This is a genomic window from Bacillus sp. N1(2025), from assembly GCF_053470005.1.
In genome coordinates this window covers 320,029-342,776 of sequence record NZ_JBLTJB010000001.1, presented here as the reverse complement: position 1 = coordinate 342,776, position 22,748 = coordinate 320,029, and the positions used below count along the sequence as shown (strand labels likewise).

Below are 22,748 nucleotides of genomic sequence, written 5' to 3'. Positions count from 1 at the left end.
TTCTGTATAGATTGTTGAAATAAAGAGATTATAGGGATTTTCTTATGTGTGTACGCTATATTCTTTTATTTTTATATTTATATAGAAATTATGAAGGTATTGGAGGTATATAAGGCTGAAACCCTTAATATGACTGGCTCCGCCCATACCTCCATACCTCGAAAAGAAAGACGGTATCCCATGAAGGTATGGAGGTACATTTTACATTTTTCCATATCCTGCATGGAGGTATTCATTAAAGCATGTAGGTATGCCGATTACACTCTAACAAACGCCCTTTGGTAACCGTAATTTTTTCCGAAATAGAGCCGCCCACGATCTTTAGTGTGGGCCTCCCATCCTGGCAAACGCCTTAGAATATCGTTGATTTCTCGCGCCTGTATCGGGTTCATTTGTTTTGGGTCGCCTTCAAACAGCTCAACCCATATTTCCATAGCACAAACTCGGCCACGCTGTACTGTGCCCCCCTCGCTCTCCCCGAAATCTCGATCATGGAGAAACCGACGCCTTTCGCTGATATCTCTTTTCGCCCAATCTTCCGGCAGAAGGGTGTTCAAATATTCCTCAATCAATCCAGCTTTTACACTGTCCTCGGTGTGGGCCTCCTGCGCTTCTTTGGCGGCCTCCTCTAATTCGCCTGTTAGATAAAGAGGCTCTTTTTCATGCCAGCAGTCAACGGCTTCAGCCCAAATTTGATCTATCTCGTATTGATTAAGGTCCCGCCAGATACTTTTTGATCTTTCTTGCGCTGCCACAACAACGGGCCAAAAGCGCCGGTTCCCCGTGCGGTCCTTCAAAAAAGTCACATCATTTGTTGACCCGAAGAAAACGCACTGACGGGGGAAAACAGAAATTTGTCGGCCATACGCTACCCTATAGCTGTCCTCTTGTTTAGAAATAAAGTGTTTGACGGCTTCCGCCTCAGCTTTCCGGGTTGCGGACAACTCGGCCAACTCAATCAACCAGGCCCCTTGTAATTGTTCATAGGCTTCCTTTCCTTGCACAGTAGTGATGGAATCGGAATGCCAGCCCATGCCAAGCTTTTTAATGATGAAGCTTTTTCCGACGCCCTGCGGCCCCACCATGACTAAAACGTTATCGAATTTCAGCCCTGGCTTAAGAACGCGGCCGACTGCTGCCGTAAAAATCTTTCTTGTAACTGCCCGGACATATTCCGTATCCTCAGCGCCCAGATACTCAATAAAAAGAGAATCAAGCCGGGGAAGCCCGTCCCATTCCAGGCTATTGAGATAGTCTTGGACCGGGTGAAATTTATTTTTTCCTTGAACCTCCATAAGTGCATCATGGACCTTGCCCTGCCCTGAGATTTTATAAATTGTTTCCAGGTAGTTCCGTAGTGAAGCATCGTCCCTATCCATCCAGTAATCGCCCTCTGACAGCTTGCGCCAAGGCAAATCCCCTAAGACGGCGGCCCGATGCGAAAAGTCATTCCATGCGATCTTCCCAGCAAGCCGTGGGTCATTCTGCAGAATCAAAATAATGTTCTTGGCCGTTGAGAGGATGTCGCCGTTTTTCTTTACGTCTAAATGTTCCAGCCAGTCCATGGCCGAATCCTCAATAGCTCCGAACTCTTCACTTGCTTGGGATAGTTTTTCCTGTCCGATCGTGCGTTTCACGTTTTTATCTTGCAAAGCAAAATCCGACATCGCAGTGAAGGACGGGAGCCGGACAACTGGTGTGTTTGGGTCGGCTTCTTCATCGCGCATCCCGAATTTATGGATACGAACTAAATCGAAAGCATTGACGAGCAAGCCCCCGACGGGATCTGTTCCATGATGCGAGAAAGCAAATTTTTCATCATCGTAAAGAATTAATCCGCCATTAGTGGATCCTTCTTTGTAAGTGAAACGACCCGGCCCCGCCTCTTCATAGACATCAGAGAGAAACGTTTCAATAGCTTCCGGAATTGAGTACGTTCGGCAGAAAGCCCCGACCATTCCGTTTTTCTCATGCGGGTCACCTTGCTTATCCGCAAGCTTTTGGCGATTCTTTTGGATCCTAGATGACTCCGGCCAATATGAAGGATCGGTCCAGTCTTCATAACTGGCTAAAACCTCATCAGGGTCGAGCCAGGCCTCGTCCTGCAGCTTAAAAACATATTCGCCGTCTTGAGAAGTTGACGGCCAGTACATCAACCGGTGCGGCTGATACGTCGTATCATCGAAAAAATCAATGCCGATGTCGGCCGCAAGTTTGCGGGATACTGCCTGGTATTCATCAGGCGTTACCGCCCGCCTTAACGGAATCACTAACCGGAGCCGCGGCGTCTCTTTGCTGTGCTTATGCGTTGAATAAGCCGCACAGGCAAAGTCATACATCATTTCCACCGATGCCCAAAGATCGCCTTTTATAAAATCAGCATCTAACGTGACAACTTGGCGCCAGGCCACCGTGTCAGTCTTTCGGCGGCCGCCCTTTAATGAGCCGCCTACGAATCCGCCAACGTCTTTTATCTGGTCCTGCTGTGACTTGGACATTTTTTTATATTCTGCATAGGTCTCATTCGTATAGTTTGGCGTTGCTAATTTTTTCAGCAGATCAGACCAAAGCATGTCTTTATTTCTCCAAGCCTTATCCCATCGGTTGCGCCCTATTGCGATGGTGATAGACCCGTCATGCTGCACTCGATTTTTCAAAGCTGTTTCCATCACCGGACACCCCCTCCTTTTCTTCACTCACTCTGTGGCCTTGCGGTATCCACTTTTCTAGCTCTAATTTTTCTGGCTTCAAATCGCCATTTGTAAGCGTCTTTTCCTATTTTGTTAAATAGGGCTTTCCAGGCCTTTGTTTTCGACGGCTCATCAATACCAAAACAAAATTTACGTGAGCGTAAACTGTAAATTCCGTACCTTGTTTGTTGTTTTTCCGCATTCATTATTTACCGTCCTCCTCCATCCATAACCCTGTGGCACTCACTGCATGCGTTTCTACGGGTTTATCGACTACACTCTGCCACTCTGATGAGGCTTTCACTTTCAATTCCACTAAACACACATCACAAAGAGTCACTGTTACAGAATTGTCGTTAAAATCAGTGAATGACACCGATCTGACTGACTTTCTTTCCGGGTGCATTGTGCATGTTTTCTTCATGGGTAACGGCCTTGTAAATTCGATCACTTCCCGTCCTCCTCCATCCACTTCATATATTCCGACTCTCTTTTTCTTGCAGATAAGCAAAGCCCAATCACTGCTATTAGACTCCTTATAAGTTTCATAATCTCCGCCCTTATTATTAATCTTTTTTATAGTAATCCGTGATAAAGCCGTCTGCAGTCAAAGGCAGACCCTTTGCCCAGGGGATAGGCTCCCCCATAATGGCTTCCACTTTATCAAGCTCCTTTTTTCCGCGCGGAACGTCCAGGACAGCTTCGTCATGAACGTGCATGACCGTTTTATAACCGGCATCATCCAAACGTATAAGGGTGACAGCCAGGCAATCCCGGGCAACTGCCTGAACGATGTTCTCGACAAGTTTGCCGCCGTAAGTGTTCAGGCGGCCCCATTTACCGGACTCAAGCTTCCCCTCATATGTTAGGGCTTCTTTCCCAAAACGATCATCTATTTCAAGTTTTGGCTTCGCATAGGCCAGGCGTCTACCGGACGGCAGTTGTACAAACAGGATGCCTGACTCGCATAAAAATGTCAGGCCGTGCTGAATCTTAACCGGCTTTCTCTCTTTGACAGCCTTGACCGCGGCGGCTTCGACGTCATACCAAAACTGCACTATTTTCTTATTTGCCGTCCGCCATGCTTTCACAAGCCCCGGCAGTTCATCTTCAGCCAGGCCCATGGTTAAGGCGCCCATTTGTATAAGAGCACCCTTTCCGCCCTGGTAGCCCAAAGCTAATTCGGCCACTTTACCTTTTTGCCTTAATGGGCTGCCTTTAGTGATTGACTCAACCGGAACTTTGAACATTTGCGCTGCCGAAGCCTCGTAAATCTTCCCGTGAGTGTTGAATACATCCAGGCGCCATCCTTCCCCGGCAAGCCAGGCAATGACACGGGCTTCAATGGCGGAGAAGTCAGACACATAAAACTCATTACCTTCTGACGGGATGAAAGCTGTTCTGACTAGCTGAGAAAGCACAAAAGGCACCTGCCCATAAAGCAGCTCTATTGCTTCATAGTGACCGCCCTTCAAAAGCGTCCTTGCTGTGTCCAGGTCAGCGATTTTGTTTTGAGGTAAGTTCTGTACTTGGACCAAGCGCCCGGCCCATCTGCCGGTCCGGCTGGCCCCGTAGAATTGCAGCAACCCACGAACACGACTATCCGGACAAAGGGCTTTTTCCATCGCTAGGTACTTTTTAACTGAGGTTTTCGCCATTTCCTGCCGCAGCCGCAAGACTCTGTGTACGCTCTCATCGTTTGTGTTTTCTATTAACTCCTCGATTTTGTCTTTTGCAAGACTCGAAACAGATAGCCCTTTATCTTCAAGCCATTTTTTTAATTGGGCTGTACTGTTGGGATTGGGTAGACGGGTTAGCTCCTTCGCCTCTGCCATTAAGCCCGCCTGATATTGTTCATCGCAGGCTATTGCGTGCTTTACTAGATCGGCATCTATCCGGACGCCTCTGTCATTTATATCCTGATCTAATGCCCATAACTCTTGTTCAGCTTCCAATGGCTCAAACTTAGAAATACGGTTTTTAATAGAGCGTTCCACTTCAACGTCCTGGCCGCAATAAGCTTTGAATTTCTCCCATTTATCCGGTGCGTGTTCAGGGAGATTCCTGACCCTCTGTCCGTTTGCTTTGGTTGGCTTACAGGGCACAGAAAAGTAACGAATGAGGGCTTTCCCTTCCTTGTCCTTCTGTTCCGATAGTTTTAGCGCCTTTGCCACACCGTCAAGATTTCCGGGAAGCCCTAATGTAGTAGCATGGACCGCCGTACACCTCCATTGCGCCGGCGGCAGCATAGTCTTAAAATGCTTCGCAATACAAGTTCTTTCAAAGTTGGCGTTATATGCTGTTTTGATGACCTTTGAGCTTGTCAAAGCCACTAGAACTTCATGAGGTAATGCCTCCCCTTGGGCCAGGTCAATAACTTTTATCGGCTCTTCATCGAAAGCATAGGCAAACAGAAGAATTTCAAAGTCCGGGGCTTCTGTGTATGCATAAACACCACACTTTAAAAGATCAACGCTCGAAAATGTTTCTATATCAATTGACAATGTTTTCAATTAGTAGCCCGCCTTTTCTGAAAAAATAATGTGTGTACATCACCATGCTTATCCAGAAAGGCCTGCCGCCCAATGCGCCCAATTTCGGCGCGTGTTTTGAGGGGGGTCACTGCGGCTTCATAAGGGTCCATCCCGCATTCCTTCACTCTAAAAGTGTAAGTTCCGTATTTAATGCCGTTTGATTCTGCTAAAGCAACCAGTTCAGGACAGTACCTCCGACTTTTGCAGCGTGGCGATTTCTGGCGCGCTCTTCTCATGCACTCGCTTGTTTTGGTAGGCGGGGTTTTCGCTGCCCGTTCTTCGTCCCAGCCTGCTGTATTCACACGCCAGTAGAACGTGGCTTTGGGTATGCCATTCTTTTCAGCAACGTCAACCCATTTAGACCTAATAGACCTTGGGCGCCGTTTCTGCGGCGGGGTTGTAAGAGCCCTTTCTTTATCCCAGCCCGAGCACCGAATCCTTTTTGACAAGCATCCTCTGCTTATACCGTTTTTTGCTGCCCTCTCATATTCTTCAGGTGTGATGTACCAATCCGATGGATTAAACATGACTGTACCCCCTTAGCGAAAAATGTCATCTGGTAATAATGGTGCTGGTGCTGGTGCCGGTGCTGATGGCTCATTGGCTTTATTCACGTAAACCATGTCCAGCTTCCCATTATTTAGGACTAATTCCATTTCACTGATCTCACCTTTAATCAAATCCACTTCATAAAGTCGTTTCATTTCGATGTCATCTGATAGTGTTAGGCTACCCAGGTATCTCAAAGCGCTGTCTTTTTCTGTGAAAGAGGATAAAGAATCTGATACCTCATTCCAATCATCCGTTTTTGTGGTCATTACAAGCCAAGCATTTTTCAAGTTAATTACCTCCCAATCTATTAGAAAAGGGGGAAACTCTCGTCCCCCCTCATTGTTTTTTTCAGCTTAAGAAATCATCGCCCTCGTCTTCGAAATTATCCAGGGCGTCGAAATCGTCCTCAGCTCGTGAACGGCCGCCGAGGTAATCCCCGTCCTCAAGTTTCTGAATGTTATTCAGGCCGCACGCAATGCCTTTATTACCGGCTGTGTTAAATGCGTAGAAATTAATCGACACCCGCCCATAGCAACCGCTGTAAAGCTCTTCTGAGTCAATAATGTGATTCAAGTTTCTGTCTACAATGCCGGGCTTAGTTTTGCTGGAGGCGTTCAAGAAATAGCATCCGGCGTATTCCTCTTGGTCCGGTCTTTCTTCGTCCCCATCGCGTAAAGGTGTTTTGAGGTTGGCCGGAATCTTTCCGCCCCATTTGCTTTTTCCAGCTTCTTTTGCAGCTTCGACCGCCGCCTTGATTTTACGCAATGTATCTTTATCAGTTTTCGGGATAAGGATTGCGGTGCTGTACTTTGGTTCCTGCCCTTCCTCGATCGCGTGCGGTTGGAAGGCATGAAGATATGAGAAACGTACCTTTCCTGTTACTACCTTTGTGTTTGTGTTAGTGTTGTTAACTGCCATTTTGCATGTCTCCTTTTAATTTGAATTTTTTTATTCGAAGTCAGCGATTGCTGATTCCGTAGAATTTAACTCCGGCCGTTTGTCCGATTCAGGGACAAGAGTCGGTTTTCCAACTGGCTTTATAACCAGGTCTTTCAGTAGCTCATTAAATGCTTTTTTCCCTATGCTTTTTTCCAGGGCTGAGACTCCTAGAACCTCCGGTTTTGACAAGACTTGTTCCGGTTCATAACCTTCAGCCAGGAGAGTATTTTTCACCGCGTCTACATCCGCATATTTGCGGTTACTTCTTCCCTCAACCAGTTTCCATCCAGGTATCTTTTCCCCGTGGTGTTCAGCCTGCGCCAAGGTGTACTCTTGAATATCTTTGACCCAGCGTTTTAGCTCTTCTGCTTCATAAAGGATTTTCCCAAGGTCCTCTTTAGACAGAAGTTCAGGCTTCTGAAAATCGAATCGAGCCAGATCCAAGTTTTTTTCCGCCCTTGCTGAGCAGTTTGCTTTTGCCCTGCAGAATCGGCAGTGATCGCCTGCTTCAAATTCGCCCTTTCCCTGCCAAGCCATTTCAGCCCTCGGCTTGACAAAGTCATTCGCCCATGACAAAAGCTCTGATACTGATAGCTCATATGTTGACACGCTATCCAGGCGGGGCTGCACGATCGTCATACGAATGCGTTCGATGTCATAAAGGGCCCCAAATTGATTCAATGCCCCTAATGCATAAAGCATCATCTGAGTGTTTTTTTCAGCATCGACGGGAACGCCTTTCCCGTATTTCAGGTCTATAACTTCCATCACTTCATCAGCAATGATTAACGCGTCACCAGTGCCGAACCCTTCCGGAACCCACTCACTGAAATCTAAACGCTGTTCAAGTAAGATCATTGCATCGCCTTTTTCAGCTTCAAGCGCATTGAATTTCTCAATAACTAAATCTGAATAAGTGGACACATATTCAATCATTGAATCTGAATACAGCTCATGCTTTTTCAATTTGTTCAGACGCCGCGTCCGTGCAGCTTTACTGATCGCACCCGTATGGTATTGGAGCAGCACCTCTGACACTTCGTGTGCCAGGGTCCCTTCTTCTGCAAACTCGCTAGTCGTTTCTTCAAACTGATCTTCTAAACGAGCGCTTGGTGTGCAGGTTAACCAGCGTTTTGAGCCTGACGCCGATAACTTGGCGTGTGCTCTTTCCGCGTGCCCTTGGGTCATAGCTGTTCCGCCTTTTCAAGCAACTCCGCATAATGCTCTTTTGGAATCTCTGTCAGCTTTTTAGCGCCGTAATTTGCGAACAGCTTCTTAATCTCAGCTTGTTTGCCTTCCTGTGACTTTTCAGCAAGCTTCTGGCGGACTACTGTAATATCAATAGCTTGCGTTTCTTCTTTGTCAGCTTTTGGAGCTGGCTCAGATTCGGGTTCAGGTTTCACAGCCTCTTTTTCAGGCGCCTTTTGTACCGCATCTGCTTTTTGGTCCGCAGCCTCCTGCTTTTTCGGTTTGCTATCAGCAACCTTGTTCACGGGTAGAGGCTTGGCGGTCAGTGCATCTGCCAGGGATTGGATAGACTTAGCAAGTTCCGGCGCTTCAATTTTCAATGTGATATTCATAAGTAAATCCCCCTATTGTTTATTGCGGAAATCCGCAATCTCTTTCTTTTTAGCTTTACGAGTTTTCAGCTTGTAATCTTCTTCCTCGTATTGGCAGCCCTCTACTTGAGCCGCAGTAATCTTACCTTGTTCAACAAGTTCAGCGATTTTGATCGGGTTTAGAACAGCAGCAGACAGTCCCACCAAACTGGCAAGCTTAGCCTTGTCAAATTTGACTGATACCTTTTTGACTGCTTCGATCATCGTCGCTTTGTCTTCCCGGTAGACCAGCACAGGCCCATTCTGCCTAAGGTAGGCAACCAACCGAGCTGTTTTGGCGCTAATGTGTGAAGCTAAGGCCGAACGGTCTTTCTTTGCTTGGTTAAGTTCTTGAAAAAACGCGTTTACTTGTGAAACAGAGTTAATCTTTTCCATCATTGAAACCTCCGTTTATTATTTTTAGCCCGCATGGTATAATGGCGGCGTTATTTGTTTTTCAATGGGTCGCCTCTGCCAAGGCGGCTTTTTTCATACTGTGAATTCGGTGCAAACGTAAGCCCTCGAATACTTAATCATTTGTCTGCGAGAAAACTCAGCGATTTTAGGTCTGTTCATTTTTTTCATTCTTACTTCGTATTCAGCGAAAAAGGCCGCAAGATCAAGCACCTTTACTTTCTTCATTTAAATCCTCCCCTTTCTCCAAGGCCTCTTTTTCGAGTAGCCTTGGAACTGATAGCTTCATGAAAATCTCATAAAGCCTGTCTTCTACATGTGCCGGAAGCTCTATCATATCCGCCCTCCTTAAATACTTGTATTTCCGTCATTTTTAACACGTTTAAGTCCAGATTGATAAAGATCGCTATTCTGGAAAGTGTTTTAGTGCTCGGCATATACCTTCCGTTTTCAATGTCAGAAAGATAAGTTCTGGATAACCCCAGCGCTTTCGCCATTTCAGTTTGTTTCAAATGGTGTTCTTTCCTTTTCTGCTTAATCAATGCCCCCAGCTTTTTCCCGTCCAGCATGTTATCACCTCCCGTTAAGGTATGACTAAATTGTATGGTATTCACGACATTTTGTAAAAGTCGAAATATGACGAAATTCAAGCATTTTAAAGATTTAGAGAGTAAATATCTTGTATTTCCGTCATTTTGCTAAAAAATACTTGTATTTCCGTCTTTTTTAGCATTGTATTTCCGACATTCGGATACTATAATTGTGACATGCCGTAAGGCACAGTGAGGCACAGTAAGGCACTATGTGTTGTAAAGGAGACAGGTGATCGTAATGACTGTAGGGCAAAGAATAAAAGCCATTAGGAAGGAACGTAAGTTAACCCAAGTACAACTGGCGGAAAAAGCCAATCTTTCACGTTCATACCTTGCAGATATTGAAAGAGATAGATACAACCCAAGCCTTTCCACAGTAGAAGCAGTAGCAGGCGCGCTGGGTGTTCAGGTTTCTGCCATAGTTGGCGAGGAAACTCTTTTAAAAGAAGAGCAGGCTGAATATAACGCTAAAGAAGAAAAAGACATCGCAAAACGTATGGAGGAAATAAGAAAGGATTTAGAAAAATCGGACGGCCTTAGCTTTTCAGGGGAGCCCATGAGCCCGGAAGCTGTTGAGTCTCTCATGGAAGCAATGGAGCACATAGTTCGTCAAACGCAAAGAATAAATAAAAAGTACACTCCAAAGAAATATAGAGAAGACGATCAAAAATAGGGGGCATTATACTTTGATAAAAGCAGCTGTGCAAAGACTAATTAAAAAGTATAAAACCAGTAATCCTTATGAGCTTGCATCATACATAAATATCAATGTTATTCCATGGAACTTGCACCATGAAATAATGGGGTTTTATAAGTATGATAAGCGAAATAAATATATCGTTATCAATTCCAACTTAAGCCAGGCCGAAAGAACTTTTGTGTGCTCCCATGAATTAGGACATGCACAGTTACACCCACGGGCCAATACGCCATTTATGAAAGAGCATACTCTTTTCTCGGTTGATAAAATTGAAGTGGAAGCAAACACCTTTGCGGTTGAGCTCCTTCTCCCCGATTGGGTGGTGAGCCAATACAAAAATACAGACTTCACCCTTGATGACATAGCTGTCATGAATGGGGTCCCTGCTGAGTTAGCCCACCTAAAAGACCTATCAGCGCTGAAAAATTTTTAACCAAAAACAGAACATACGTTTCATAAAAGGGGGATATCATGAACCTGATGGATGAAAACACTCCAAAGAATGTTGGGATATATGTTAGGGTTTCAACAGAAGAGCAAGCAAAAGAAGGGTACTCAATATCTGCCCAAAAGGAAAAGCTTAAAGCATATTGCATTTCTCAGGGGTGGGAAAATTACAAGTTTTATATTGACGAAGGCAAGTCCGCAAAAGACATACATAGACCGTCATTGGAGCTAATGCTTAGGCACATAGAACAGGGCATTATTAACACAGTTTTAGTCTACAGGCTCGACCGGCTGACCCGCTCTGTCCGTGACCTCTATTCCCTTTTAGATTACTTTGATAAATATCAGGCGATTTTTCGTTCTGCTACTGAAGTTTATGACACCGGGTCAGCAACTGGCCGGTTATTCATTACATTGGTGGCCGCCATGGCACAATGGGAACGAGAGAACTTAGGCGAACGGGTTAAAATGGGGCAAGTTGAAAAAGCGCGTCAGGGACAATTTAGCGCGCCCGCCCCATTCGGGTTCACAAAGGAGGGTGAGAGCCTGGTCAAGAACCCAGAGGAGGGCGAAGTCCTTTTAGACATGATAGATAAGATCAAGAAAGGCTATTCGCTCAGGGAACTGGCAGATTATCTTGACGAATCTGATGCTATTCCGAAAAGAGGGTACAAGTGGCACATAGCTTCTATCCTGGTTATCTTGAAAAACCCGGTATTGTATGGCGGATTTCGTTGGGCGGGTGAAATACTAGAGGGCGCATTTGAGGGCTACATATCAAAAAAAGAGTTCGAACAACTCCAAAAAATGTTACACGATCGGCAAAATTTCAAGAGAAGGGAAACCACATCTATATTTATTTTCCAAGCAAAAATAATATGCCCGAATTGTGGAAGCCGCTTAACGTGCGAGCGCTCCATATATTTTAGAAAAAAAGACAATAAGAATGTGGAAAGTAATCACTATAGATGCCAAGCGTGCGCCCTAAATAAAAAGCCGGCAATTGGAATAAGTGAGAAAAAATTCGAAAAAGCATTTATGGAATATATGCAGAATGCGAACCTTAAGCGCGAGCCTAAAATACCTCAAGAGAAGCAACAGGACTACGATAAACTCCACCAAAAAATAATTAGTATTGAAAAGCAGAGAAAGAAATATCAAAAAGCCTGGTCCATGGAGCTAATGACTGACCAAGAGTTTGAGCAGCTTATGGTAGAAACAAAAGAGGCACTGCAAAAAGCTACGGCCAAACTTGAGCAGAATGATTTACAGTCCATAGAAAAACCTTTGAATATTGAGCGAGCTAAAGAACTAGCAAAAATGTTTAGAGAAAACTGGTCTGTCCTAACAGGAGAGGAAAAAAGACAAACTGTACAAGAGTTAATAAAACATATTGAGTTTGAGAAGAAAGACAATAAAGCCAGGGTTTTAGACATTCATTTTTATTAGGGTTTATGTAAAGTACAAGCAGACAAAATGCTCCTGGGATAAAAAGCGCATATCCTCCATCACATACTTCGCCCCGTCTTCCGGAGAGCGGATGACGCAATGCTCCCCGGCGGATGTCTTATGAATGCGGCTCCCCAGCTCAATTGCGGCAAGAATCTGAACGGCTTTCACCGTGCCGATTCCCGGAATGCTGGAAAGCTCCTGGGCAGAGGCGCCTTTTAACAGTCGCAGCCCGTCAAACGTCCGCAGCAGCCGGTGAGCGAGGTTCATGACGGACTCATGTTTCGTTCCCGTCCGCAGCAGGATGGCGAGCAATTCATTGTTAGAGAGATGTTCGGCTCCGAAGTGCAGAAGCCGCTCTCTCGGTTTTTCTTTTTCGGGGAAATCTCTTAATTTTAACGGCAGATCACGGATGATCAACCCCTCCTTGTTCCCCTTCCCGGTTTGAACATCAAGCTTTTATATTAAATTCTTTCAAGGCTCTCATTGTTTTAGCGACAGGAAGCCCGACGACAGAATAAAAATCACCGTCTATTTTTTTCACTAAAAGCGCGCCTTTTCCTTGGATGCCGTATGCACCTGCTTTATCCATCGGTTCTTTTGTTTCAATGTAGAGCTGTATGTCGTCTTCACTGAGCGGCCAAAACGTCACTTCCGTCGTGTCACAGAACGTTTCTTTCCGGTCATGCGTCTGAATGCTGACCGCCGTAATGACTTGATGGCTTCGGCCGGAAAGCCTCCGCAGCATGTGTGCCGCTTCTTCTCTGTCATGCGGTTTGCCGAGGCATTCGCCGTCTATGCACACCATCGTGTCAGCCCCGATAACGACTGCATCGGGATTTTCGGCCAATACAGCACCGGCTTTTTGCTCGGCCAAACATTGGACGTTTTCTTCCGGCGAAAGGTTTCGATTTAATTTTTCTTCTGTGCGGCTTGCAATAATGCTGTAAGGAATCTGAAGAAGATTAAGGAGTTCTTTTCTTCGCGGAGATTGTGATGCGAGTATTAAGCGTTTTGTCATGATTGTCATCCTTTCAGGGTTTGCTTAAGAAAAAAAGATACTTGTCTATCCTACCAAATCAAACGGGCAACCACAATTTCAGAAAAATAACTTTTTGATGACAAAATAAAAAATCCCGCCGGATGACGGGAAATGAGATACTATTTTACAACACTTAAAAGCTCTTTTTGGGCTTTCCAGCCGGATTCCGAACCCGACGTTTCCAGTTCTTTCAGCGCTTGAAGCACGGCCTCTTTCTGCTTTTTGTCAGCGGCGTCTGCACCGTCTGCCGCTTTTGCCGCTTCAGCCACTTCCGTTTTTGAAAGATCTTTGCCGGTAATCGCTTTGGCGGAGAGCTCAGATGCTTGTTTAAAAGAGTCTTCCAGTCCTGAATCGACCGCAAAGCTGAGCTCTTTACCGCCCCAAGCCTCAAAATCATGGTCTATCAGTGTCTGACCCAATTGCTGTGATAAGCTTTTTTCCGCTGCAAGCCCGGCGATCACGTATGTGTATCCGTCTTCTTTAGCCAATGAGACGGCCGAGTATCCTTTTTCAGTCAGCTGGTCAACAAGCGTTTGCGCTCCTTTTTCTGATGAAAATTTTCCGGCCTGCACCGCATATGTTTTATAGTTTCCCTCTGAAGTTTCCGCATCTCCTGTGCCGGCTGTTTCAGATTTGTCTTTAGAAACATCTCCCGCTTTCGCCGTCTGCCCTTGTGAACCTTTGTCAGCTGATGCAGGAGCGGAGGCTTCTTTACTTCCCGACATATTTAAGGCGACAAGACCGAGCCCGGTGCCTAAAACAGCCGCAACGGCAATTGTCGTGACCGCTTTTTTAACTGGAGAAGACGGCTGCTTTTTTTTCGGAAAATGAGGGCCGTTTTTTTTCTTCTGGTATGGCGGAACGACTTTCGGGTCATCTTCAAATACCTCAGAATTCTTCTCATGGTCCCAATTGAAATCTTCTTCTTTCGGATCTTCATGGGATGCGGCAGTCTCTTGCTCCGCCTTTTTTGTTTCCTCCCAATTTGAAAATGTGACGGTTTTCTCCCCGCCTTCTTTCACATCTTCTTGTCCATACATCGTTTCTTCTTGTCCGTTAATGGTTACTTTAAGGGCATTATTTTTGGCTTTGCTGTGCTTTTTGCTCTTCCTTTTTTTCAACGTCTCTTCCCCCTTGCATTCGTCTTGGCCGTACCTTGAACTGATCATGGTTCACACTTTAGCATAGGCGAAAAAAAAAAGAACAAGACTTTTGTCGTCTTGTCCAAAAAACGTTCGCCAAATTTTTCAAGCCCCGCCTGAAGCGAGCTTGATGTAAAACGAAAACAGCTCTTCACCGTATAAATAACTCAAAGCGCTCCCGGCTGAGATGGCCGGCGCAAACGGAAATGGCTGCTTTTTACCAAGCCTGCCCCGGGCTGCGGCGCACATACCGTATACGGTTCCGATCATAACGGAAAGAAAGAATGCAATGAGCACGAGCTTCACGCCGAGCGGCAGGCCGATCACCCCAAACAGTTTCACATCACCTGCGCCGATGCCTCCTTTACTGACAAACATGATAAAAACAAGCAGAAAAAATCCGCAAACGGCTCCGGCAAACCCTGCATACCATGTATCCAGCGGAGAAAACATACGGCCGGCGATGAAAAGCGGAAGAAAAAACAGCAGAACCTTGTCAGGAATCAGCATATATTGCAGATCCGTCATAGTAACAATCATGAGCAGAGACAGAAATAACAGCGCGACTAACAGTTCTTTTGAGAAACCGAAATGAATGCCTGCAGCAGTGAATAAACACGCCGTCCAGCATTCCGCCGCCGGATACATAACCGACAGCTTCGCACGGCAGTTTCTGCATCTGCCTCTTTGCAGAATATAGGAAACGACGGGCACAAGTTCCCCCCAGGAGAGCGGCAAGCGGCAAAACGAACAGGCTGAACGCGGCGAAATAACCGAGATTCGCAGCGGGATACGGCACGCTGCTGTATAAAAAAAAGAACCGAAAATCAAGCCGAGAAAAAACAGAATCAAAAGCACTCAGACCACACCTTTACTATCAATCTGGCTCAGATTATAGCAAAGAAAAACACCATGACTGAAATGGCTGAAAATATATTTTCAGCATAAAAACACCCGGCAAAACCGGAAAAGGGTCTGCCGGGCATCCGAGGGGCTGTCAGATAAGCCGCTTTCTCATTTCTGAAATAAAATATAAGGAGCCGGTAATGATGATGACATCATCCGCCCCGTCTTTTTGTTCTATCCATTCTTTCACACTGTCCGGGTTCTCATCGAAGCTCTTAGCCGCAAGACTGCTTGCATTGTAAAGGGCTTCGGCGCTTGAAGCACGCGGAAAGTCAAATGATACAAAGTGAATAGAGTCCGCTTCGGTTTCAAGCTTTTTAATCATTTCCTGATACGGTTTGTCTTTTAATGCGCTGAATACGACATGAACGTTTTTATCGGAAAAGCGCTGCCTGATCGTTTCTGTCAGCGTTTCAACGCCCTCTTCGTTATGCGCGCCGTCCGCAAACACTAAAGGGCGGCTTTGAAGACGTTCAAACCGGCCCGGCCATGAAGCTTTTTCCAGACCGTTTCGCATTGCTTCTTCAGAAATGACTGCGGCTCCCAGACGATTCATCCATTCAGCGGCCAATATCGCCAATGCCGCATTCTGCCTTTGGTGAATGCCGATCAGCGACGTTTGAATGTTTTCATAGCATTTCGTTTCCGTTTCCAGCGAAAAGCTTTCACCGGACGGAAGCGCCGCTTCATTAAACAGTCTGCACGTTTTATATAGTGACTGATACGGAGCCTGCTTTTTTTCGGCTTCCGCTTCAATAACGCCGAGTGCTTCCGGCTGATTGACGCCCGTAATGACCGGAATGGAATTTTTAATGATACCGGCTTTCTGCCCGGCGATCTCCTCGATGGTATTGCCTAAAATGGCCATATGGTCATGTCCGATACTTGTAATGACCGACAGGAGCGGTTTCACAATATTGGTTGAATCAAATGTGCCGCCGAGCCCCGCTTCAAAAATGACAAAATCGATATCAGCCCGCTTCGCAAAATATAAAAATGCACACGCTGTAATGATTTCAAATTCTGTCACCGTTCCGGCATCGGTCTTATCAAGCTCATCGACTATCGGTTTTATGTCATTAACGAGCGTTCTCCATTCCTCATCAGAAATCGGCGTGCCGTTGACGCTGATACGCTCATTAAACGTAATAATGTAAGGCGATGTGAACGTGCCGACCGTATAACCGGCTTCTTGAAGCACGGAACGGATAAAAGCGACGGTCGATCCTTTGCCGTTTGTGCCCGCCACATGAATGGCGCGAATGTTCTTTTCCGGGTGTTCCAGTTTTTCCATCAGCTTTTCCATACGGAGAAGGCCCGGCTTAACGCCGAACTTGAGTCTGCCGTGAATCCAGCTGATCGCTTCTTTGTACGTATTAAACAATGAAATCCCCTCTTTTATACGACAAGGCGGTTTCTTAGGAAACCGCCCCGCTGTTTTATCAGCCTTTCAGCTCTGCAATCCGCTGCCGGACAGCTTCGCGTTTTGCCGTGTAGTCTTTCTCTTTTCCGCGTTCTTCTTCAATGACATGTTCAGGAGCTTTTTTAATGAATCCTTCGTTGCCGAGTTTTTTCTGAACGCGTTCGACTTCTTTTGTCAGCTTGTCGAATTCTTTTTGCAGACGGGCGATCTCCTCATCAATGTTAATCAGCCCTTCAAGCGGCAGAATGACTTCCGCTCCGGTGACGACCGCTGTCATCGCTTTGTCTGCCGCAGTGATATCCGTCCCGATTTTCAGCGTGCTCGGATTCGTAAAGCGTTCAACGTAAGAACGGTTCTTCTCAAGGCGGCCGGCAATGTCTTCCGTAGATGTTTTAATGTAAAGCTCAACCTGCTTGCTCATCGGCGTGTTGACTTCGCTCCGGATATTGCGGACAGAACGGATTAATTCGACGAGCAGTTTCATATCCGCCGCTGCCTCTTTATCCGTATGTTCGGGCACCGGAACCGGCCAAGAGCTGATCGTGATTGACTCGCCTTCATGAGGAAGGTGCTGCCAGATTTCCTCCGTTAAGAATGGCATAAACGGGTGAAGAAGACGCATCGTCTGGTCAAGCACGTATGCCAGAACAGAACGGGTTGTTTTCTTCGCCGCTTCATCTTCCCCGTACAGCGGAAGCTTCGCCATTTCGATATACCAGTCGCACACATCGTCCCAGATAAAGTTGTACAGGTGGCGTCCGACTTCACCGAATTCATAACGATCCGCAAGCTGTGTTACGTCTTCTATCGTTTCATTCAGTCTTGTGAGGATCCACTTATCAGCAACTGATTTTTCACCGGACAGATCAAGCTCGTCATACGTCATGCCGTCCATGTTCATTAATGCAAAACGGGAGGCGTTCCAAATTTTATTTGCGAAATTCCATGTGGATTCCACTTTTTCATAGCTGAAACGGAGATCCTGTCCCGGTGAACTTCCGGTTGCCAGGAAATAGCGCAGGGAATCCGCTCCGTACTTGTCGATGACATCCATCGGGTCCACGCCGTTCCCAAGGGATTTACTCATTTTTCTGCCCTGCTCGTCACGGATTAAGCCGTGAATCAGCACGTCTTTGAACGGACGCTCGCCGGTAAACTCAAGACCTTGGAAAATCATCCGGGATACCCAGAAGAAAATGATGTCATATCCCGTTACAAGAACATCGGTTGAGTAATACCGCTTAAAGTCTTCAGCGTTTTCATCAGGCCAGCCCATTGTAGAAAACGGCCAAAGCGCGGAGCTGAACCATGTATCAAGCACGTCTGAATCCTGTTCCCAATTTTCACTGTCCTCAGGCGCCTCAAGGCCGACGTACACTTCTTTTGTTTCTTTATGATACCAAGCCGGGATGCGGTGGCCCCACCACAGCTGACGGGAAATACACCAATCACGGATATTTTCCATCCAGTGCAGGTACGTTTTCTCGAACCGGTCAGGAACGAAGTGAACTTTCTCTTCTTTTGACTGAAGGTCAACCGCAGCATCGGCCAGCGGCTGCATTTTGACAAACCATTGTGTGGACAGGTACGGCTCAACAACGGCGCCGCTTCTCTCACTGTGTCCGACAGAATGCATATGGTCTTCGATTTTAAAGAGAACGCCGGATTCCTGAAGATCTTTGACGAGTTTTTTACGGCATTCAAACCGGTCCATACCGTTATATTGCAGCGCTTTTTCATTCATTGTTCCGTCTTCATTCATGACGAGAATCCGCTCTAAATTGTGGCGGTTTCCGAGTTCAAAGTCATTCGGGTCATGGGCAGGCGTGATTTTAACGGCGCCTGATCCGAATTCCATATCAACATAATCATCGCCGACGATCGGAATTTCGCGGTTTGTAATCGGCAGAATCACCGTTTTGCCGATTAAGTGCTTGTAGCGCTCATCTTCAGGATGAACCGCGACAGCCGTGTCGCCAAGCATTGTTTCCGGGCGGGTGGTCGCGATTTCAATTGAGCCTGAACCGTCTGCTAACGGGTAGCGCAAATGATAAAACGCGCCCTGTACGTCTTTGTAAATCACTTCAATATCGGATAAAGCCGTTTTTGTGGCAGGGTCCCAGTTGATGATATATTCGCCTCTGTAAATCAAGCCTTTTTTGTACAACTTGACGAATACTTCCCGCACGGCTTTGTTCAGCCCTTCATCAAGAGTGAAACGTTCGCGTGAATAATCGAGTCCGAGTCCCATCTTGGCCCATTGGCTGCGGATGAAATCAGCATACTCTTCTTTCCACTTCCACGTTTCTTCTAAAAACTTTTCACGGCCGAGGTCATAACGGCTTGTGCCCTGTTCGCGGAGTTTCGCTTCGACTTTTGCCTGAGTGGCGATGCCGGCGTGATCCATGCCCGGAAGCCAGAGCACGTCATAGCCCTGCATGCGTTTCATACGCGTAACGATATCTTGCAGCGTCGTATCCCACGCATGTCCGAGGTGCAGCCTGCCCGTCACGTTCGGCGGCGGAATGACGACAGAATACGGCTGTTTCGTTTGATCGCCGCCCGCTTCAAAATATTTTCCTTTCAGCCAAAAATCATAGCGGCCTTTTTCAATCGCAGACGGATCATATTTTGTCGGCATTGTTTGTTCGTTTGTATCCATGATAACCCTCCAGCATGTTTAGAAATGGCTGAGCAACTAAAAAAGAGCCTTCATCCTGATAAAGGACGAAAAGCTCTTTCGCGGTACCACCTTTTTTCATGAACAGATTTGTTCATGCACTTAAACGGATAACGGGTGCGGCCCGAATTTCTCTACTGTATGTTCAAGAAATTATGCTCCCGGGCGACCTTCCAATGAGACGGCATAAGAAGCCTTTCAGCACAGTAGCTTCTCTCTCTTCATGCGTCTTTCTTGTACTCTTCCCGTTCAAAGCAGGTGTATTTATATCAGCTCATGATCTTATTTATTATGTTCTTTATTATAGTAAAAGTGTTTTTGATTCGTCAATCATCTTTTCCAAAAACCGCTGCCGTCATACATAAATGGGCATGCACCCCGCCCTTTCCCTTACATACGATACATAGAAAGGCGAATGTGAGGAGGAATTGCCCGTGAGAAAAAAATTCAATTCTTATTCGCTCCCCCAGTGGGCCAGACAGGTCCGCCTTGTATCCGTGCAAGTCATTATCCCGATTACGATCTTTCAGGGGATCAGGACGATTTTCTTCCCGACGACTTTTGATGTCCTGCTGCTTGCCATCCTGCTGTTTTTAGCGTGCGCCCTGCATTTGGAATGGATATAAAAAACGAGTCCCGTTATGAAGAGGACTCGTTTTCCGCTTTTATTTTTTTCTCCCGCTCAATCTGATGAACCTTCATGAGAAAAGGCTCAACATTTTTCATCTGCCAAAACGCTCTTAATAATTGCGTGCACTCTTCTTTTTCAGAGCCCCTTTGGCCGGTCTGATACCGTTTCAGCACTTTGTACATGGCGGACGGATAAGCCATATAGCTGAGAAACAGGCTGATTTCCGCTTCACGGAGCGGGAATGATTTGTGATACGTATAAAACCAGTCCAGACACTCCGGGCATGCTTTCGGATAGCTTCTGAACATTCTGGAGTAAAAGCCAAGCAGGTCGTTTTGCGGAGGGCCCAGCGCAGCTTTCTCGAAATTCGTGAAAAAGCCCGATCCCGCATCATTATACAGAAAGTGGCGGCTCGATAAGCTGCCGTGGTTGATCACCGCTCTCGTCTTGTCATGGTCCTTTGCCGCCTCAAACCATTCTTCCAGACGTTCCAGAGCAAAATTGACGGCGGAAACCGTTTCTGTAAGATACGTAACAGCCTGCAGTTCAAAAGGTGAAAGGTACCACTCTTTTTCCGCCCGGTCGGCGAATTGTTCATAGACAAGCTTATCATTTTCCCAATCTCTTTTCGTTGCTTCATAAAAACCGCTGATATCTTCAGTCCGGATTTGGATGTCCCGCACAGTCGCGGAATGGAGCTTCGCGACCTCTTTAAAAAGGTAAACATGTTTTTGATCCCGTTCCTCTTCCTGATCGTACTGAAGCCAAGGCATTAAATAATAAGAATTCTCCGTCTGTCTTCCCGCAAAAAAATCGCCGGCATACGTGCGGCAGATCGGCACAAATGATCGGTAGCCCTTCTCCTCAATCTCAATCATAAGATCCGTAAATTCACTGCTGCGGGCCGGCTTGAGCTGTTTCAAAGCAAAAATGCCGTAGTTTGAGTAGACCTTCCAAACATGCGGGCTGACAGGCTCAATATACTCTGCCGCCAGCCCGTATTCCTGAAGCACTGATTGGACTGCTTCCATTCCATTCACCACATTTTTACGGCCTCTTTGTGCTTACGCATGGCTGTTATTATATTCAGGTATATACAGAAGCTGACCTTCTTCAAGCTCGTCATCAAACGATAAAGCATTCGTTCTGATGAGCTGCTGGGATGTTATGTCATATCGTTCACACACCCGGTCGATAGTATCTTGCTGCTGTACGATACAAATTTTCATTCTTGAAAACTTTTCTTCTTCCCTTGTAAATAATTTTGTCAAGTAATGAGAGTTGTCATTTTCCTTCTGCTCGGTTCCCGGTGCCGCTTCTTCATTCTTTCTTTCAGACTTAAGCGGCTCAGGCGGTTCAGCTTGCGCCGGCTCCTCAGGCTGCAGTTTGGAAAACTGAAATGACAAATCGAGAGGCTTCCCGGTTTCCTCCTCCGGCTGCGCCATCTTCCTTACCTCAATTTCAAACCCTTCTTCATCATGAGCCTCTTCTTCAAGCAGCTTAGGAGCGCTGTAAAACTCCTCTTCCTGCTGTTCCGGAACGAACTCGCGATAAACGGGCGCCTGCTCTTCTTGAAAAACCGCAGGCTCATCTTCGTCTTCTGCCGCCTCATGATCGCTCTGACGGAGAAGCGGCTCGGCCTCTGGCTGCTCTTCTTTTTGAAGGAAGGGCTGTTCCGCAATTTTTGGTTTTTCTGCATGCGGAGTCAGAGTGAACGCAGGGAAAACCGGCTCGTTATCATCTTTTGGCTCTTCCTGCACTTCTGCTGAATCATCCTCAAATACAGGTTCATTCCTCACAGCCGACATGATTGCAGGCTCCTCAGCTTCTTCCGGCTCTTCTTCGTGTTGAAAGGAAACGGGAGGAGGAGGCTCAGTAAAGGAAACAGGTTTCGGCACCTCTTCCTGCTCCCTCAGAATCGGGGCAGTCTCATGCTCTTCTTCTTCCTGCTCCCTCAAAATCGGGGCAGTCTCCGGCTCTTCTTCTTCCCGCTCCCTCAAAATCGGGGCTGCTTCCTGCTCTTCTTCCCGCTCCCTCAGAATCGGGGCAGTCTCCGGCTCTTCTTCTTCCCGCTCCCTCAGAATCGGGGCTGCTTCCTGCGCTTCTTCTTCCCGCTCCCTCAGAATCGGGGCAGTTTCTTGCTCTTCTTCTTCCTGCTCCCTCAGAATCGGGGCAGTCTCCGGCTCTTCTTCTTCCTGCTCCCTCAGAATAGGGGCAGTCTCCGGCTCTTCTTCTTCCCGCTCCCTCAGAATAGGGGCAGTCTCCGGCTCTTCTTCCCGTTCCCTCAGAATCGGAGCAGTCTCCGGCTCTTCTTCCTCCTGCCTGAGTAAAGGCGGAGTTTCTTCCTCGTTCTTCTCGGTTTCTTGTGCTGCTTCTTCTGATACAGTCAAAGGTATTTCAGGCTCATGGCGTATCATTAATTCTGGTTCGTTTTCGTCCTCAGAATAATGTCCGGCAAGATTGATCATTTCTTCTCTGGCAAATTCAGGCGCCACGTACAAAGGGATCTCCGGCTCTTTTGGCTCGGATTCCTCAAGCAGCCCTTCAATTGCCAAATCAGCTTGAATGGTTAAGATCCTTGAATCCGTCAGCTGATAATCAAAGGCATCAATAAATACGAAAACATCATTGAGGTGGCTCACTTTATTTTTCGGAATCGTGATGTCCACCGGGAAACAATGAATGAGCTCGGCCGTGCCATCCTCCCTCGCCCTCACTTCCTCTACATGCCTCAGCTCCCTATCAAGCTCTTCAAAATGACTGCTGTGATCTATGTTGTACTCGCCAGTAAGTTCTAATGATCCTTTAATTGAGACATAATCATTTACTTCCTGCACCCTGATGTCAGGGTCTAATGAAATCGAAAGTAATTCAGAAACTTCCTGTCCTTTTTGGAAACAGATTGATTCTTCAACAGAAAATTGCAATCGGTGATTATGCGGCAAGTTCATATCCTCCTTTCATCTAATCCATACAATTAGATGTCACTAAAGGTGTATGCCGCAATC

General features: G+C 46.5%; 22 protein-coding genes, 2 pseudogenes and 1 other annotated feature. Of the genes and pseudogenes, 4 read left to right on the top strand and 20 right to left on the bottom strand.

Translation table 11 applies throughout. The annotated features are described in order from the left end of the window. Positions 1-257: 257 nt before the first annotated feature. From ACNFN4_RS01920 to ACNFN4_RS01865, 12 genes and pseudogenes are all read right to left on the bottom strand, one after another. Entirely contained in the window at positions 258-2,669 is a 2,412-nt protein-coding gene (locus tag ACNFN4_RS01920) for a VapE domain-containing protein (RefSeq protein WP_448199958.1), read from the bottom strand. Positions 2,670-2,692: 23 nt separating this feature from the next. Then, positions 2,693-2,896, bottom strand: coding sequence for a hypothetical protein (locus ACNFN4_RS01915; protein ID WP_041915585.1), 204 nt, complete (start codon positions 2,894-2,896; stop codon positions 2,693-2,695). A gap of 59 nt (positions 2,897-2,955) precedes the next feature. Next, positions 2,956-3,141: pseudogene (locus ACNFN4_RS01910) on the bottom strand (hypothetical protein); the annotation flags it as partial. Positions 3,142-3,256: 115 nt separating this feature from the next. Continuing rightward, on the bottom strand, positions 3,257-5,203 hold the full coding sequence (locus ACNFN4_RS01905) for a DNA polymerase (RefSeq protein ID WP_448199957.1): 1,947 nt from the start codon (positions 5,201-5,203) through the stop codon (positions 3,257-3,259). After that, on the bottom strand, positions 5,200-5,751 hold the full coding sequence (locus ACNFN4_RS01900) for a hypothetical protein (RefSeq protein WP_448199956.1): 552 nt from the start codon (positions 5,749-5,751) through the stop codon (positions 5,200-5,202). Before ACNFN4_RS01900 ends, ACNFN4_RS01905 begins: the two co-directional genes overlap by 4 nt. A 12-nt stretch (positions 5,752-5,763) precedes the next feature. Then, on the bottom strand, positions 5,764-6,063 hold the full coding sequence (locus tag ACNFN4_RS01895) for a hypothetical protein (protein ID WP_448199955.1): 300 nt from the start codon (positions 6,061-6,063) through the stop codon (positions 5,764-5,766). Between the two features lie 61 nt (positions 6,064-6,124). Next, the gene (locus ACNFN4_RS01890; protein ID WP_448199954.1) at positions 6,125-6,694 is read right to left on the bottom strand and encodes a DUF2815 family protein; all 570 of its coding nucleotides are present in this window, start codon (positions 6,692-6,694) and stop codon (positions 6,125-6,127) included. Positions 6,695-6,724: 30 nt separating this feature from the next. After that, entirely contained in the window at positions 6,725-7,903 is a 1,179-nt protein-coding gene (locus ACNFN4_RS01885) for a DUF2800 domain-containing protein (protein WP_448199953.1), read from the bottom strand. Continuing rightward, on the bottom strand, positions 7,900-8,295 hold the full coding sequence (locus ACNFN4_RS01880; protein ID WP_448199952.1) for a hypothetical protein: 396 nt from the start codon (positions 8,293-8,295) through the stop codon (positions 7,900-7,902). The genes ACNFN4_RS01885 and ACNFN4_RS01880 overlap by 4 nt, the downstream gene beginning before the upstream one ends. 12 nt (positions 8,296-8,307) lie before the next feature. Next, the gene (locus ACNFN4_RS01875; protein WP_013353520.1) at positions 8,308-8,709 is read right to left on the bottom strand and encodes a hypothetical protein; all 402 of its coding nucleotides are present in this window, start codon (positions 8,707-8,709) and stop codon (positions 8,308-8,310) included. Between the two features lie 93 nt (positions 8,710-8,802). Next, the gene (locus ACNFN4_RS01870) at positions 8,803-8,955 is read right to left on the bottom strand and encodes a hypothetical protein (protein WP_166706040.1); all 153 of its coding nucleotides are present in this window, start codon (positions 8,953-8,955) and stop codon (positions 8,803-8,805) included. 68 nt (positions 8,956-9,023) lie between these two features. Next, positions 9,024-9,296, bottom strand: coding sequence for a helix-turn-helix transcriptional regulator (locus ACNFN4_RS01865; protein ID WP_017418278.1), 273 nt, complete (start codon positions 9,294-9,296; stop codon positions 9,024-9,026). Positions 9,297-9,558: 262 nt separating this feature from the next. Between ACNFN4_RS01865 and ACNFN4_RS01860 the strand changes: the two genes are divergently transcribed. Genes ACNFN4_RS01860 through ACNFN4_RS01850 form a run of 3 tightly spaced genes read left to right on the top strand, consistent with a single transcriptional unit; the run spans position 9,559 to position 11,916 of the window. Next, positions 9,559-9,993, top strand: a complete 435-nt coding sequence (locus ACNFN4_RS01860) for a helix-turn-helix domain-containing protein (RefSeq protein ID WP_017418279.1) — start codon at positions 9,559-9,561, stop codon at positions 9,991-9,993. 13 nt (positions 9,994-10,006) lie between these two features. Further along, positions 10,007-10,453: an ImmA/IrrE family metallo-endopeptidase gene (locus tag ACNFN4_RS01855; protein ID WP_119001899.1), complete on the top strand. Its 447-nt coding sequence runs from the start codon at positions 10,007-10,009 to the stop codon at positions 10,451-10,453. Between the two features lie 38 nt (positions 10,454-10,491). Further along, complete coding sequence (locus tag ACNFN4_RS01850) at positions 10,492-11,916, top strand: recombinase family protein (RefSeq protein WP_017418281.1); 1,425 nt, start codon at positions 10,492-10,494, stop codon at positions 11,914-11,916. 12 nt (positions 11,917-11,928) lie between these two features. On the opposite strand, the pseudogene radC reads toward ACNFN4_RS01850, so the two are convergent. The 6 genes and pseudogenes from radC to ACNFN4_RS01820 form a co-directional block, all read right to left on the bottom strand. Then, positions 11,929-12,336 (bottom strand): annotated as a pseudogene (gene radC / locus ACNFN4_RS01845) (RadC family protein); the annotation flags it as partial. A gap of 31 nt (positions 12,337-12,367) precedes the next feature. Beyond that, positions 12,368-12,937 (bottom strand): Maf family protein, encoded by a 570-nt coding sequence (locus ACNFN4_RS01840; protein ID WP_012118105.1) that lies wholly within the window; start codon positions 12,935-12,937, stop codon positions 12,368-12,370. A gap of 140 nt (positions 12,938-13,077) precedes the next feature. Beyond that, positions 13,078-14,079, bottom strand: coding sequence for an SPOR domain-containing protein (locus tag ACNFN4_RS01835; RefSeq protein WP_448199951.1), 1,002 nt, complete (start codon positions 14,077-14,079; stop codon positions 13,078-13,080). A gap of 126 nt (positions 14,080-14,205) precedes the next feature. After that, entirely contained in the window at positions 14,206-14,958 is a 753-nt protein-coding gene (locus ACNFN4_RS01830; protein WP_017418284.1) for a prepilin peptidase, read from the bottom strand. Positions 14,959-15,097: 139 nt separating this feature from the next. Then, positions 15,098-16,390 carry a bifunctional folylpolyglutamate synthase/dihydrofolate synthase gene (locus ACNFN4_RS01825; protein WP_014418549.1) on the bottom strand — a complete coding sequence of 431 codons (1,293 nt, stop codon included), beginning with the start codon at positions 16,388-16,390 and terminating at the stop codon, positions 15,098-15,100. Positions 16,391-16,448: 58 nt separating this feature from the next. After that, positions 16,449-19,091 (bottom strand): valine--tRNA ligase, encoded by a 2,643-nt coding sequence (locus tag ACNFN4_RS01820; RefSeq protein WP_012118109.1) that lies wholly within the window; start codon positions 19,089-19,091, stop codon positions 16,449-16,451. Between the two features lie 58 nt (positions 19,092-19,149). Continuing rightward, positions 19,150-19,371: a binding site (T-box leader), on the bottom strand. Positions 19,372-19,543: 172 nt separating this feature from the next. Between ACNFN4_RS01820 and ACNFN4_RS01815 the strand changes: the two genes are divergently transcribed. After that, positions 19,544-19,735 (top strand): hypothetical protein, encoded by a 192-nt coding sequence (locus ACNFN4_RS01815; RefSeq protein WP_003152639.1) that lies wholly within the window; start codon positions 19,544-19,546, stop codon positions 19,733-19,735. 13 nt (positions 19,736-19,748) lie between these two features. Here the strand turns inward: ACNFN4_RS01815 and ysxE are convergent, their stop codons facing one another. Further along, the gene (gene ysxE / locus ACNFN4_RS01810) at positions 19,749-20,771 is read right to left on the bottom strand and encodes a spore coat protein YsxE (RefSeq protein WP_029973368.1); all 1,023 of its coding nucleotides are present in this window, start codon (positions 20,769-20,771) and stop codon (positions 19,749-19,751) included. Between the two features lie 33 nt (positions 20,772-20,804). Beyond that, on the bottom strand, positions 20,805-22,685 hold the full coding sequence (locus ACNFN4_RS01805) for a LysM peptidoglycan-binding domain-containing protein (protein ID WP_215797053.1): 1,881 nt from the start codon (positions 22,683-22,685) through the stop codon (positions 20,805-20,807). Positions 22,686-22,748: the final 63 nt, after the last annotated feature.